Genomic DNA, 13,072 nt, shown 5'->3' with positions numbered 1-13,072 from the left:
CTTCAGTTGGTTCCCGTGGCGATAGCTACGACAACGCTCTGGCTGAAGCCGTCAACGCCGTCTATAAGACCGAACTGATCAAAGCACGCAAACCCTGGCGCACCGTGGAAGAAGTAGAGCTCGCCACACTGGAATGGGTGTGGTGGTACAACAATCAACGCCTCCACTCCGCCCTGGGCTACCAATCACCCCAAGAATTCGAGACCGCCCACTACGCCGGCCTCGAACCCACGCGAACGCCAACCGGCGCCCTCGCAAAAACCTAGGAACCAAACCCAGGACAATTCACTTTCGGATAGGGCTTGGGCATGAGATACATCCTTCCAGCGAGGACGAATCCTCACAGATCAGATGTCAACCAAACCCGGGGCAGACCCCTTCGTCTGTCCTTTCCGATTCTCGCCAGAATCAATTCCTTGCAGCATCAAGCCGTAGAAGCCGGAGTATCACGGGAAGCAGACACCGCCTGAGCGGATCATCCGGGGGAGCGCATAAAAATCTCACACACTCACGAGAGAAGGCTCTTAAGTGTCCCTTTCATCTGACACTTCACCCGATCACCTAGTGCAGTCCTCGCAATCCATAGTGCAGGGCGACGGCACGACCTTGGGCGAAGACATCGCTCAGGGAAAAGCCTCACTACTCAAGCAGTCCAAAGCGGTCTGGGCCACTGCGGCAGCCGCGGTTCTGGCGTTTATGGGCATCGGCTTGGTCGATCCGATCCTGCCGGCCATCGCCACTAATCTCCAAGCCAGTGCCGCCGAGGTGTCCCTGCTCTTCACGAGCTACTTCCTGGTCACCGCGGTGGCCATGCTCGCCACCGGTTGGGTTTCCTCCCGTATCGGTGCCAAGCGAACCCTGCTCATCGGCCTCGGACTGATCGTGGTCTTCGCCACGCTCTCCGGCACCTCCGGCAGCGTCGCGGAATTAGTAGGCTTCCGAGCCGGCTGGGGGCTGGGCAACGCGCTTTTTGTCGCCACCGCGCTCGCGGTGATCGTAGGTGCTGCTAGTGGGGGAGCCGCCACCGCGATCATCCTCTACGAGGCAGCACTCGGGCTGGGGATCTCCCTGGGCCCGCTACTCGGGGCCGTGCTCGGCGGCTGGCAATGGCGCGCTCCCTTCTTCGGCACCGCTACCGCGATGGCCATCGCCTTCATCGCCTGCCTTGCCCTCCTGCCCGCGCTGCCCCGGCCGGCCAATAAAATCCGACTGCGGGACCCACTCGTGGCCTTGTCGCATAAGGGGCTCAGGTACACCGCGCTGAGCGCACTGTGCTACAACTTCGGCTTCTTCACCATCCTCGCGTTCACCCCGTTCATCCTCGGCATGGATGCTTACGGAATCGGTGCCGTCTTCTTCGGCTGGGGCGTCTGCCTGGCTCTCGCCTCGGTCTTCCTGGCGCCGATCCTGCAACGCCACTTCGGCGCGATCCGCGTGCTGACGATCACCCTGTTCGCCCTGATCGCGGTGCTGGTGGGCATTGCGCTCGCAGCGGGCCGCTCCGTGCCCGCGGTAGTCGCCCTCGTGATTTTCGCCGGTGTGCTGCTGGGCGTGAACAATACGCTCTACACCGAGCTGGCCATGGAAGTCTCGGATGCTCCGCGTGCCGTAGCCAGCGCCGGATACAACTTCGTGCGCTGGATGGGTGCGGCACTGGCTCCTTTCCTGGCCGCGCAGCTGGGTGAGCACTTCGGGCCCATGGTGCCCTTCCTAGCCGCGGCCGGAGTCGTGCTGCTCGGCATCGTGGTCGTGTTCACCGGCCGGGGATTCCTGACCGCCCATGAGGCCGAGATCCGTTGAATTCCGAGTAGGGCTGGGTTCAGGTGCCGATATCCCGCTTCCGCAGGGCCAGCACTGAACCCAGCCAGAGAATTAGCGAAAGCCCGAAAAGCCCGAGGTAAGGCCATGCGTCCACCTCGTTCCGCAGCGGATTATCGGCATAAGCCCAGCTGTACGGTGAGATCGCGTGCAGCCATTCCAGATCTGCTGATTGATTACCTAGGGCATTGCCGATGTAACCGAGGACCGCCACCAGGGCGCCGGCGCTGAGCCCGATGACCTTGCGGCCGCTCGCAGCGCCGCCAAAGAACGCCGCCGAGCCGCTCAGCAGTGCCAGGCCCGTGAAGAGCAAGCAGGTCAGGGCGAGCCGGCCGAAATCGAGCTGGAGCTGCGCGGGCCCATTGAGGAGCGCAACCAGTAAGAGAACCCAGAGCCCTAGAACCAGCACTCTTAACACTAGCGCCAGATAGCGTGCTACAACCACTTGGGCCCGGGTGACCCCGTGCGCCAAGGTGAGCTCCAGCTGACCGGGCTTCCTCATCGCCGCCCAGGGCGGATGCACCCCAGCTGACCGCTGCCAGGGTGCTGAGCAGGAAGCCGATCAGCCCGAAGACCGTGGCTTGCACATAGCCCGGACCGCTGCTGAGATCAGTGTAGCCGAGGGTCTCGGTCAGGGTGGACGGGAGCGAGCTGAGCAGATCCTGCATCTGCGTGCTGCCGCCTAGCGATGGGTAGAGCGGCAGGTAGAGGAGTATCGCTGCGGCAAGCCCGAGCATCCAGCCCAGCAAAGATCGCCAGGAATCGCCGAGGGCTTTGCGGAATAACGGTGCGGGCGCTCCGTGCCGAGTGGTCAGGGCGTGCCTCTGCTGTTCGGTACCCATCTCAGCGTCCTTCCGTTCCGGTGGCTGAATTGTCTTCCTCGCCGTAGAGAGACAGCGCTGCTTCTTCGAGATCAGGTTCTTCGAGCACCAGATCGCTCAGCGGAAGCCGGTGCAGCGCTTCCAGAAGGGGCGGCACGGATCCCTTGAAGGAAGCCGATACGGCTAGTCCGGCACTGCCTGCGCCGGCTTCATCGGCGGCGATGCGCATATCGCTCAGGCCCGGGACCGGGCTCAGCTGCTATTGGATCTCCTCGGTTGAAGCCGTGGTCCTGAGCCGTAAGCGCCGCATCGCGGTATCCCGCAACTCTGTGACCGATGCCCTGCTGACGACTTCGCCTTTGCGCAGAATGACCACTGAATCGGAGGCTTGCTGAATCTCGCTGATCACGTGACTCGAAAGAAGCACGCTCTGCCCTGCGTTCTGCGCCTCGCGGACCAGGCGCAGGAACTCCTGCTGCATCAGCGGGTCCAGTCCGCTGGTCGGTTCATCGAGCACCAGAAGCTCGGGGTCATGCATAAAAGCCTGGATGATCCCGAGCTTCTGCTTATTGCCCTTGGAGAGTTTGCGCACCTGCCGGCTCAGATCGACATCGAAACGGTCCGCGAGCTGCCGAATCCGGCCGGGACGCACCGGCCCGGAGATCTCCGCGTAGTGATGCAGCAACGCCTGGCCGGTGCTGCGGCCGTCGAGTATCAGTTCCCCGGGGAGGTATCCGATGCGTCGGCGCACTTCAGGGCCCGCACCATGAGGTTCTTCGCCGAGCACTCGGAGTTGCCCGGAACTCGGCCGCACGATATCCAGCAGGATGCGCATGGTGGTCGTCTTCCCTGCGCCATTAGGGCCGATAGCCCCGAGAACCTGGCCTCGGGGGACGTTGAAAGTGATGTTGCGCAGGGCGGCATCATGACCGAAACGTTTCGTGAGATCGCGGATCTCTATGACGTTTTCCGAGCCGGGGCGAGGGGCTGCCGAAGAAGAAACTGAAGAGCCTGACATCATGAGCTCCTGCTTTCTGAAAGCGATTCCGAGTGATGTGTGACTAGCTGTCTGAAGTCTGTTCGTCGGGCGTTGCTCGTGCCCCGTCTCCCAGTGCTTCCCGGGCGGCCCGGAGCATGGTGTCATCGGTGTACAAGCCGTGGGTATAGAGCTCAAGCGCGGGCAGGGCCAGGCGCTGCAGGACTTCGCTTCCGAGCGCTGCGGGGTCCAACGGTGAAGCGCCCGAGTCGCGCCCCAAGGCTGTGGCCAGATAGCCGGGCATGGCGAGCATCGCCAGACTGTTCAGAACCAGCAGTGCGGCAGTGGCCCGGGTGTCTGAGAGCGGGCGCATGCTGCCCGCCGCCACTTCAGTTCGCAGAATGCTCTCGGTCTCCGCGGTGAGGATCTCCGCGAAGCGATGGCCCGCTCGGGAATTTTCGGCCAGTGCCTTGGCGAGATAATCCAGGATCACCTTGTCCTTGCCCGGATCCGCCAGCTGTTCGCGGATCAACTGCTGCAGCCCGATGGGGTCGGTTTTGGAATCTGCTCGGCGCATCAAAGCCTCGAGGACGGCATCATCGCAGGCTTCGCGCAACTGGTTCTTGTTCGTGAAGTGATGGATGATCAGTGCCGGGCTGACCCCGGCCGTGGCCGCGATGCTGCGGATGCTGCTCTTGTTGAAGCCGTGCTCCGCGAAACTGCGGATAGCCGCATCCCTGATCCTGGCGCGAGTATTGAGATCAGAGTCCGTCGATACTGTACGCATGTTCAGTATGCTAAACATCTGTTCAGCTCAAGGCAATGGGTGAAGCGATTCCTCTTCTGGTTTCATCCAGAACTTGCTGGATCAGCAGAAAACGCGGTCTGGTTAAGGGGACCATAATGCAGGAATAGGAACTGCCACGGAGGTGTTGCGCTCAATATGGCCACTATCGACATCACTGATGAGACTTTTGCTTCGACGATCGAGACCAACGACATCGTTCTCGTAGATTTCTGGGCTGACTGGTGCCAGCCCTGCAAGCGCTTCGCCCCGACGTATGAAGCTGCCTCTGATCAGCACGCTGATATTGTTTTCGGCAAAGTTGATACCGAAGCGCAGCAGGGTTTGGCGGTTGAGGCCAATATCACCTCGATTCCCACTCTGATGGCCTTCCGAGAGAAGGTTCTGGTCTTCGCCCAGCCGGGTGCGCTCAACCCACAGCAGTTGGAAGAAGTCATCACCGCGGTCAAGGGCCTAAACATGGAAGAAGTCCATGCGGCGGTCGTGGCGCAGGCTCAGGGTGATCAGGATAAGCCCGAAGCCTGATTGTTTCTGTTTTCCATCGGTGAGTGTTCAGCACAGCAATGTGCTGAACACTCGCTTTATGTCACGGGGTTCCCGGTGCTTCTCAACGGAGCCGCATCCAGATGAAGGTCTGCGGGATAGACGGTTTCGCCCACGGCGATGGTGCGCAGCACCGGCACCTTTCTGAACTGTTCCGGTGTCTGCCGGTTATATAACTATATGACGGCCTCTTTGCCCCCGTAGATGTGGGCCGTTAGCGTTGATCGTATGAAATATGCCGAATCGGTGCTGGATCTGATCGGGAACACCCCGTTGGTGAAGCTGAACCGGGTCACCGAAGGAATAACCGCTACCGTTTTGGCGAAGCTGGAGTACATGAATCCCGGCGGCTCGGCCAAGGACCGCATCGCGGTCAAAATGCTCGATGAAGCCGCTCGGGCCGGGAAGATCGCCCCCGGTGGAACCATCGTCGAACCCACCTCAGGCAATACCGGTGTGGCGATGGCGATGGTCGCCCAGCAGCGCGGATACCACTGCGTCTTCGTGGTTCCGGACAAGGTCGCCGAGGACAAGATGGCGGCGCTACGAGCCTATGGCGCCGAGGTGGTGGTGACGCCCACTGCTGTCGCCGCTGACTCCCCGCAGTCCTATTACGGGGTATCGGATCGGATCGTGGCCGAGACCCCGGGTGCTTATAAGCCGGACCAGTTTTCCAATCTTCATGGGCCGCAGAGCCACTACGAGAGCACCGGGCCGGAGATCTGGCAGGATACCGAGGGCAAGGTCACTCACTTCGTCGCCGGTATCGGCACGGGCGGCACGATCACCGGAACCGGACGTTATTTGCGGGAGGTCTCCGCGGATCGCGCAGGTGGTGAAGTGCGGATCATCGGCGCCGATCCGGAAGGCTCGGTGTACTCCGGCGGCCAGGGGCGGCCTTATCTGGTCGAAGGCGTCGGCGAGGATATCTGGCCGGTTTCTTACGACCCCGAGGTTCCGCATGAAGTGCTCGCAGTCTCCGATGCGGAGAGTTTCGCGATGACTCGGCGGCTGGCCCGTGAGGAAGGCCTGCTCGTCGGTGGCTCCTCCGGTATGGCGGTGGTCGCGGCGCTTCGGGCCGCCCGGGAACTGGGCCCCGATGATGTCGTGGTGGTGCTGCTACCGGATTCCGGTCGCGGTTACCTGGGCAAGATCTTCGATGATCGCTGGATGCGATCCTACGGATTCCTGGAGGCCGGTGCCGAGCCGACGGTGGAGCAGGCGCTCAAGGACAAATCCGGGCAGCTCCCGGACCTGGTGCATATTCACCCGAATGAGACGGTTCGTGACGCTATCCGCCTGCTCGATGAATACGGTGTCTCCCAGATTCCGGTGCTCTCTGCGGAGCCCCCCGTGGTGATGGGCGAGGTGCTCGGCACCGTGGACGAGCGCTTACTGGCAGAACGACTCTTCCGCGGCGAGGCGACGATGACCGATAAGATCACCGAGCATATGGAGCCCGTGCTGCCGTTGATCGGCTCTTCGGAGCCGGTTTCCGCCGCACGAGGCAAGCTGCAGGGTGCGGATGCTCTGCTGGTGACCTTCGTGGGCGCGCCGGTGGGGATCCTCACCCGACACGATCTTCTTTTCCAGCTTCAGCACTGAGTAATCGACTGAGTAACCTAAGGACCACCGATGAATGCTTCGCAGGACCAGAATGCTGGTTTCAATACCCGGGCGATCCATGCCGGCCAGGCTCCGGACCCGGTCACCGGGGCGGTGATCGGCAGCATCGTCCAGGCCTCGACTTTCGCCCAGGACGGCATCGGCCAGTTGCGCAGCGGCTATGAGTATGGCCGGGCGGGCAATCCCACCCGGGATTCGCTCCAGGCTCAGCTGGCCGCCGTCGAGCAGGGCGATTTCGCGTTCTCCTTCGCCTCCGGTTTGGCGGCCGAGGATGCTGTGATCCGTGCTCTGCTGCGCCCTGGCGACCATATTTTGATGGGCGATGATGTCTACGGCGGCAGCTATCGGCTGATCGACCGGGTGCTCGGTTCCTGGGGCATCGAGCACAGTACCGTCGATATGGCGGGCCCGGAAGCCGTGCGGCAGAAGCTGCGCCCGTCGACCAAGCTGCTCTGGGCGGAAAACCCCTCGAATCCGATGATGAAGATTACCGATATCACGGCGATGGCGAAGCTGGCCCATGATCACGGAGCGCTCTTGCTCGTGGACAATACTTTCGCCTCACCGTATCTGCAGAATCCTCTGCTGTTGGGCGCGGACCTCATCATCCATTCGACGACTAAGTACATCGGCGGGCACTCCGACGTGACCGGCGGGGCCGTGGTGCTCCGCGACGCTGAGCTCGCCGAGAAGATTAAGTTCGTGCAGTTCGCGGTCGGGGCGGTCTCCGCGCCGATGGACGCCTTCCTGACGACTCGCGGGCTCAAGACGCTGGGCGTGCGCATGGATCGGCACTCGAGCAATGCCGCGGAGATCGCCCAGTGGCTCGATGGCCGCAAGGGGGTGGAGCGGGTGCTCTACCCCGGCCTGCCGAGCCATCCGGGCCATGAGTTGGCGGCGCGTCAAATGCGGTCGTTCGGGGGCATGGTCTCCATTCAGCTCTCCGGTGGTGCGCAAGCGGCGCGCCGGGTGGCGGAGGGTACTTCCGTCTTCACCCTGGCCGAGTCTCTGGGCGGCATCGAATCCCTGATGAACTATCCGGCCGAGATGACCCATGCCTCGGTGAAAGGCACGGAGCTGGAGGTTCCGGATAACCTGCTCCGGCTCTCTGTGGGGATCGAGGACGTCGCCGATCTCATCGAGGATCTGGACCGCGCGATCGGCTAGGCGGCGTCTGCAAATTGATCGGTATTTGGCTAGGAGTTCCCTGAAAAAGTGTCCTTAGGCAACTAACTCGGAGTAGCGTTCATCGCGGATCGTCCGGCAGTGATCGTCCGGCATCCGCATCTACACCTTCTGCCAGGCAAAGCAGCCGGCAGATGAAACAGCTACGAGATGATGCGAAGGATACTCATGAAAAAGCTTCTGACCTCGATACTCGCGGGAGCGGCCGTCGCCACTGTGGCCTGCACCGGCGCTGCGACTGCCGGCGCTGCGACCATGACGAGCAGCGACACCCCTTCCCCCGAGATCATCGGCGGCTCTTATGCCAATGCGGATTGGGCGGTTCAGCTGGTCTTCAACCAGAACGGCGGCACCTACGGCCGCACCGGGGAAGCGATCTCGGATAGCTGGGTGCTAACGGCTCAGCACTGCGTGGACGAAACAACCTCGATGAACGTCTACTACAGCAATGACACCAGAAACCGAGGCCCGGCGATCCGCGTGGACCAGTTCAAGTCCTCCAGCAACGGCGATGTCGCCCTCGTCCATCTCTCCCAGCCCAAGCGGCTCTCCTCTTACCCCCAGCTCGCGGACAGCTATACCGCTCGGGCCGGCGATACCGGGACCATCTACGGATACGGCCTCCGGGCTAACCGGCAGCAGGCGGATCACCTCTACAAGGCTGATGTCGACGTCCTCGGACGCAGCACCGATGCCTACGGTGGCAGCGCGGTTCATATCCAAGGGGATTCCGGTGCCTCCAACCACGGCGACTCCGGCGGCCCGCTGTTCGTGAACGGCCGCATCGTGGGCGTCTGCTCCACCGGTGACGAAGTCGATCCCGGAGCGAACCCGCAGGCCACGAGCAATTACGCGAACCTCACCGCCTCGCGGAGCTGGATCCGCAGCGTCAGTGGAGTCTGATCTGCACCAGGGTTTCTCTGCTTGTCTGAGTTGCCACGATGCCCTGGCTCCCGGTTATGCCGGAGCCAGGGCATCGTCATGTGCTGGCTCGGTGCCGCGCGAGGATAAGGAAATCATAAGGATGCCCTCCGAGCCCATAAGGATTCCATAAAAAACCTCTTCCCGGCAGGCTGCGTGCAGTTCGATGGAACTGCTGTCCACGGACGGCATCGGATCCATTCGGATCCGAATCCTCGAACGGAAAGGTCTGCGGCATGTCGGACGCGGTTGATGTGGTGATCGTCCTGATATTCCTGATGATGTCCACCGCGGTCATGTGGGCGGCTCAAGAAGTGGCAAAGCTATGAGCCCGCTCTGGGCGGTTCTTGCCGTGATCGCCGTCGCCCTCTGCGGCTATCTGGTCGTTGCCCTCATCCGCCCCGAGAAGTGGTGACGCATGCCTTTCTCGGTTCTGTCTTTTGCGACCCAGCTCGGGATCCTGGTGCTGGCGCTCGCTGCCCATAAGCCGTTGGGAAGCTATCTTGCGCGGACCTTCTCCGACACCGCGCAGACGAAGCACTACCTTCCGGAACGGATGATCTACCGCTTAGCCGGTATCGACGCGGCGTCGGAGCAGCGCTGGTCGATGTATCTGCGCAGCGTCCTGGTCTTCTCCATCATCGGCGTGCTGCTGCTCTTCCTGATGCAGCGCCTCCAGGGCTTGATTCCCGGCCAGGGAGCTGCCGTGGACCCGTGGATCGCCATGAACACCGCGATCTCCTTCGTGACCAACACCAACTGGCAGAGCTACGCTCCGGAAAGCACCCTCGGGCTGGGCACGTAGATGCTGCTGCTGGCGGTGCAGAACTTCCTCTCCGCCGGCGTCGGCCTCGCCGTGGCCATCGCCCTGATCCGCGGCATCAGCCGTCAAGGCGCCAGCCAGTTGGGGAACTTCTGGGTCGATCTGTGCCGGGGCACGTTCCGAGTGCTCCTGCCGCTGGCCGCGCTCGCGGCGCTGGTGTTCCTGGCGTTCGGCGTCGTGCAGAACTTCACCGGAACCGAGGTGGATAACCCGGTGCTCGGTGTGCAGCAGCAGATCCCGGGCGGCCCCGTCGCCTCGCAGGAAGTGATCAAACTTCTGGGCACCAACGGCGGCGGTTATTTCAACGCCAACTCGGCGCACCCCTTCGAGAACCCGACGGCGGCCTCCAGCCTGTTCTCCGTCTTCTTACTGCTGCTCATCCCCTCCGCTCTGCCGTACGCTTACGGCCGCATGGTCGGTTCCCAGCGTCAGGGATACACCGTATTGACGGTGATGGCCTCGTTGTGGCTGGTCAGTACCAGGCTCATGGCCTGGGCGACAGCCTCCGCCGGTAGCAGCGGAGAGGGTATGGAGCAGCGCTTCGGCCCCGCGGCGAGTTCGCTCTTCGCTTCCGCGACCACACTGACGTCCACGGGCGCGTTCATTACCGCGCACGACTCCCTCCCCGCGCTCTCCGGAGGGATGGCTCTACTGAATATGATGCTCGGCGAGATCGCCCCCGGTGGAGTGGGGTCGGGGCTCTACGGCATGCTGGTGCTGGCGATCATCGCGGTGTTCATCGCGGGGCTCATGGTGGGGCGCACGCCGGAGTTCCTGGGGAAGAAGATCGGTGCCCGGCAGATGAAGCTCGCGGCCCTGTACATCCTGGTCACTCCGGTTCTCGTGCTCACCGGTACCGCAGTGACCATGCTGATTCCGGAACAGGCGGCTCAAGCCCCGGGCCAGGGGCCGCATCAGTTCTCACAGCTGCTCTACGCGTTCACCTCTGCGGCCAATAACAACGGCTCCGCCTTCGGCTCGATTACCAGTTCCGAGCCGTATCTGGCCACGGTACTGGGAATCGCCATGTTCCTGGGCCGGTTCCTGCCGATCATCCTGGTCCTGGCCTTAGCCGGATCCCTGGCGCAGCAGCGTCCGATTCCAGAATCGGTCGGCACCGTACCCACCTACGGCGGCTTATTCGCCTCCTTGCTGACCGTGGTCGCGGTAGCACTGACCGCGCTGACCTACTTTCCCGCCCTCGCACTGGGCCCGCTCGCTGAAGGATTGAGTTGATCTGCATGCCGGCTCACGATACGACACGCGATATGAAACACCAGACGGAAGGAGACGTCGTGATGACGCCCGCTCCTGCACCGCAGAGATCCTCAGGCGCATCCGATGATGATCTCCGGCAGCGCACAGCTGCTGAGGTCGAGCACGCGGCACCGCCCCGAGCGTCCGGCTTCTCCACCCGGACCCTTGCCGCGGCGCTTCCGCTGGCCTTCGTCAAGCTTTCACCCCGGCGCATGCTCCGCTCACCGATGATGTTCACGGTGCTCGTGGGAGCTGTCGTCTGCACCCTGGTCGCGGTGCTGCAGCCGAGCGTCTTCAGTCTGCTCGTCACCGTGTGGCTCTGGCTCACCGTGCTTTTCGGTACGCTCTCCGAAGCCATCGCTGAGGGCCGCGGCAAAGCGCAGGCAGCGAGTCTGCGGTCTGGGCGGCAGTCCGTCTCCGCTCGGAAAGTCACCCTGCCCGCAGGTGCAGCTCCCACTCTGGCAGCTATCGAGGACGGTGCGCTCACCGAGGTCGCCGCCACCGAACTGGCGGTCGGAGACCTCGTGCTCTGCTCCGCCGGTGAGGTGATCCCCTCAGACGGAGAGATCCTCAGCGGGCTGGCCAGCGTCGACGAATCGACGATCACCGGCGAATCCGCCCCCGTGATCAGAGAGTCTGGCGGGGACCGCAGCTCGGTTACGGGTGGCACGCGGGTGCTCTCGGATCAGATCCTGATACGGATCACCGCGGCCCCGGGGAAGACCTTCATCGACCGGATGATCAAGCTCGTCGAAGGCGCCGACCGGCAGAAGACGCCTAACGAGATCGCGCTCAATATCCTTCTGGTCTCACTCACCATCGTCTTCCTCGTGGTCGTGATGGCGCTGGCGCCGATGGCGGCCTTCGCCGGGGCGCTGCCCTCCCCGATAGTCCTGGTGGCACTTCTGGTCTGCCTCATCCCGACCACTATCGGGGCGCTCGTCCCGGCGATCGGGATCGCGGGTATGGATCGCCTGGTGCAGCGGAATGTCCTGGCGACCTCCGGCCGCGCAGTGGAGACCGCGGGGGATGTGGATACTTTGCTGCTGGATAAAACCGGAACGATCACCTTCGGCAATCGCCGGGCAGTCGGCTTCCTTCCGGTTCCGGGGGTGAGCGAAGTAGATTTCATCTCCGCCGCGCGGCTGTCTTCACTGGCCGATGAAACTCCCGAGGGCCGCTCCGTGGTGGAACTCGCCGACACTCGACTCGCCGAATTGCTGGACCCCGCTGCGCTCGCGGAGCGAACCCCGAGCCTCGAGCTGCTCGAAGCCAGGTCCAGATCAGGTGAACTGAAGATCGAAGCCGTCGAATTCAGCGCCAGAACCCGGATGTCCGGCCTGGACGTGACCGCGCTGAAAGCATCAGCAGGGGCACTGCCCGGAAGCGGTTCAGGGCTCCGGGAGATCCGCAAAGGCGCCGCCGCGGCGGTCCTCGAGTACGCCGAGTGCACTGGCACGGACGAGCAGGAGGCTCCCCGCGAGGCGATGGATCAGGAAGTGCGCAGGGTCGCCGAATCGGGCGGAACCCCTCTGCTCGTCGCGGAGAACGGTCGGTTGCTAGGCGCCATCGAGCTCGCCGATGTCGTCAAACCGGGCATGCGTGAGCGCTTCCAGCAACTCCGCCAGATGGGGATCCGCAGCATCATGATCACGGGGGACAACCGGATCACTGCGGCGGCCATCGCGGATCTGGCAGGGGTCGATGACTTCGTGGCGGAAGCCACTCCGGAGGATAAGCTGGCGGTGATCAAGCGCGAGCAGGCCGAAGGTCATCTGGTGGCGATGACCGGCGATGGCACGAATGATGCCCCCGCCCTGGCCGCAGCCGATGTCGGCGTGGCGATGAACTCCGGAACGCCAGCGGCCAAGGAGGCCGCGAATATGGTCGATCTGGATTCGGATCCGACCAAGCTCATCGACATCGTGGGCATCGGCAAGCAGCTGCTCATCACCAGGGGTTCGCTGACGACTTTTTCGGTGGCCAATGACATCGCCAAGTATTTCGCGATCGTCCCGGCGCTGTTCACCGCAGTCTTCCCGGGACTCGGCATCCTCAACATCATGGGCCTGAGCTCATCGGATTCAGCCATTGCCTCCGCGGTGATCTTCAATGCGCTCGTCATCGTCTGCTTGGTCCCCCTCGCGTTACGGGGCGTTCGCTACCGGCCGGTTTCGGCCGCTCAGGCGCTTTCCCGGAACCTGCTGGTTTACGGCCTCGGTGGCTTGATCGCACCTTTTGCGGGCATCAAGCTCATCGACCTCGGGATCTCGCTCCTGCCCGGTCTGTCATGACCG

General features: G+C 63.0%; 12 protein-coding genes and 1 pseudogene. 9 read left to right on the top strand and 4 right to left on the bottom strand.

What is annotated here, in order from left to right; translation table 11 throughout:
* A partial coding sequence (locus C501_RS12635; RefSeq protein ID WP_018133729.1) for an integrase core domain-containing protein occupies window positions 1–266 on the top strand: 266 nt, incomplete at its 5' end.
* Between the two features lie 316 nt (window positions 267–582).
* Window positions 583–1,800, top strand: coding sequence for an MFS transporter (locus tag C501_RS0105520; protein WP_026174648.1), 1,218 nt, complete (start codon window positions 583–585; stop codon window positions 1,798–1,800).
* A 19-nt stretch (window positions 1,801–1,819) separates the two neighbouring features.
* On the opposite strand, the gene C501_RS14730 is transcribed toward C501_RS0105520, so the two are convergent.
* From C501_RS14730 to C501_RS0105500, 4 genes are all read right to left on the bottom strand, one after another.
* Entirely contained in the window at window positions 1,820–2,320 is a 501-nt protein-coding gene (locus tag C501_RS14730) for a hypothetical protein (protein WP_018134637.1), read from the bottom strand.
* A gap of 341 nt (window positions 2,321–2,661) precedes the next feature.
* On the bottom strand, window positions 2,662–2,868 hold the full coding sequence (locus C501_RS14725; RefSeq protein WP_018134636.1) for a hypothetical protein: 207 nt from the start codon (window positions 2,866–2,868) through the stop codon (window positions 2,662–2,664).
* Between the two features lie 30 nt (window positions 2,869–2,898).
* A complete protein-coding gene (locus tag C501_RS0105505; RefSeq protein ID WP_245532414.1) occupies window positions 2,899–3,657 on the bottom strand; it encodes an ABC transporter ATP-binding protein in 759 nt (252 codons plus the stop codon).
* 43 nt (window positions 3,658–3,700) lie between these two features.
* Window positions 3,701–4,402 (bottom strand): TetR/AcrR family transcriptional regulator, encoded by a 702-nt coding sequence (locus tag C501_RS0105500; RefSeq protein WP_018134634.1) that lies wholly within the window; start codon window positions 4,400–4,402, stop codon window positions 3,701–3,703.
* A 156-nt stretch (window positions 4,403–4,558) separates the two neighbouring features.
* On the opposite strand from C501_RS0105500, the gene C501_RS0105495 reads away from it, so the two are divergent.
* From C501_RS0105495 to kdpB, 7 genes and pseudogenes are all read left to right on the top strand, one after another.
* On the top strand, window positions 4,559–4,945 hold the full coding sequence (locus tag C501_RS0105495) for a thioredoxin family protein (RefSeq protein ID WP_018134633.1): 387 nt from the start codon (window positions 4,559–4,561) through the stop codon (window positions 4,943–4,945).
* 246 nt (window positions 4,946–5,191) lie between these two features.
* On the top strand, window positions 5,192–6,568 hold the full coding sequence (locus C501_RS0105485) for a cystathionine beta-synthase (RefSeq protein WP_018134631.1): 1,377 nt from the start codon (window positions 5,192–5,194) through the stop codon (window positions 6,566–6,568).
* Between the two features lie 30 nt (window positions 6,569–6,598).
* Window positions 6,599–7,756, top strand: a complete 1,158-nt coding sequence (locus C501_RS0105480) for a cystathionine gamma-synthase (RefSeq protein ID WP_018134630.1) — start codon at window positions 6,599–6,601, stop codon at window positions 7,754–7,756.
* Window positions 7,757–7,942: 186 nt separating this feature from the next.
* Window positions 7,943–8,677 carry a S1 family peptidase gene (locus C501_RS0105475; protein WP_018134629.1) on the top strand — a complete coding sequence of 245 codons (735 nt, stop codon included), beginning with the start codon at window positions 7,943–7,945 and terminating at the stop codon, window positions 8,675–8,677.
* 343 nt (window positions 8,678–9,020) lie between these two features.
* On the top strand, window positions 9,021–9,110 hold the full coding sequence (gene kdpF / locus C501_RS13950) for a K(+)-transporting ATPase subunit F (protein ID WP_018134626.1): 90 nt from the start codon (window positions 9,021–9,023) through the stop codon (window positions 9,108–9,110).
* 3 nt (window positions 9,111–9,113) lie between these two features.
* Window positions 9,114–10,754: pseudogene (kdpA, locus tag C501_RS12625) on the top strand (potassium-transporting ATPase subunit KdpA).
* Window positions 10,755–10,816: 62 nt separating this feature from the next.
* Window positions 10,817–13,069, top strand: a complete 2,253-nt coding sequence (gene kdpB, locus C501_RS0105450; protein WP_043568331.1) for a potassium-transporting ATPase subunit KdpB — start codon at window positions 10,817–10,819, stop codon at window positions 13,067–13,069.
* Window positions 13,070–13,072: the final 3 nt, after the last annotated feature.

This window comes from Acaricomes phytoseiuli DSM 14247 (assembly GCF_000376245.1).
Classification (GTDB): domain Bacteria; phylum Actinomycetota; class Actinomycetes; order Actinomycetales; family Micrococcaceae; genus Renibacterium; species Renibacterium phytoseiuli.
This window is presented reverse-complemented; position numbering and strand designations above follow the sequence as displayed.

What these genes read in the sequence shown, in the direction of transcription:
- C501_RS14730 (WP_018134637.1), bottom strand. Translation starts at nt 2,320, where the DNA reads ATGAGGAAGCCCGGTCAGCTGGAGCTCACCTTGGCGCACGGGGTCACC.
- C501_RS14725 (WP_018134636.1), bottom strand. Translation starts at nt 2,868, where the DNA reads ATGCGCATCGCCGCCGATGAAGCCGGCGCAGGCAGTGCCGGACTAGCC.
- C501_RS0105505 (WP_245532414.1), bottom strand. Translation starts at nt 3,657, where the DNA reads ATGTCAGGCTCTTCAGTTTCTTCTTCGGCAGCCCCTCGCCCCGGCTCG.
- C501_RS0105500 (WP_018134634.1), bottom strand. Translation starts at nt 4,402, where the DNA reads ATGCGTACAGTATCGACGGACTCTGATCTCAATACTCGCGCCAGGATC.
- C501_RS0105495 (WP_018134633.1), top strand. Translation starts at nt 4,559, where the DNA reads ATGGCCACTATCGACATCACTGATGAGACTTTTGCTTCGACGATCGAG.
- C501_RS0105485 (WP_018134631.1), top strand. Translation starts at nt 5,192, where the DNA reads ATGAAATATGCCGAATCGGTGCTGGATCTGATCGGGAACACCCCGTTG.
- C501_RS0105480 (WP_018134630.1), top strand. Translation starts at nt 6,599, where the DNA reads ATGAATGCTTCGCAGGACCAGAATGCTGGTTTCAATACCCGGGCGATC.
- C501_RS0105475 (WP_018134629.1), top strand. Translation starts at nt 7,943, where the DNA reads ATGAAAAAGCTTCTGACCTCGATACTCGCGGGAGCGGCCGTCGCCACT.
- kdpF (WP_018134626.1), top strand. Translation starts at nt 9,021, where the DNA reads ATGAGCCCGCTCTGGGCGGTTCTTGCCGTGATCGCCGTCGCCCTCTGC.
- kdpB (WP_043568331.1), top strand. Translation starts at nt 10,817, where the DNA reads ATGACGCCCGCTCCTGCACCGCAGAGATCCTCAGGCGCATCCGATGAT.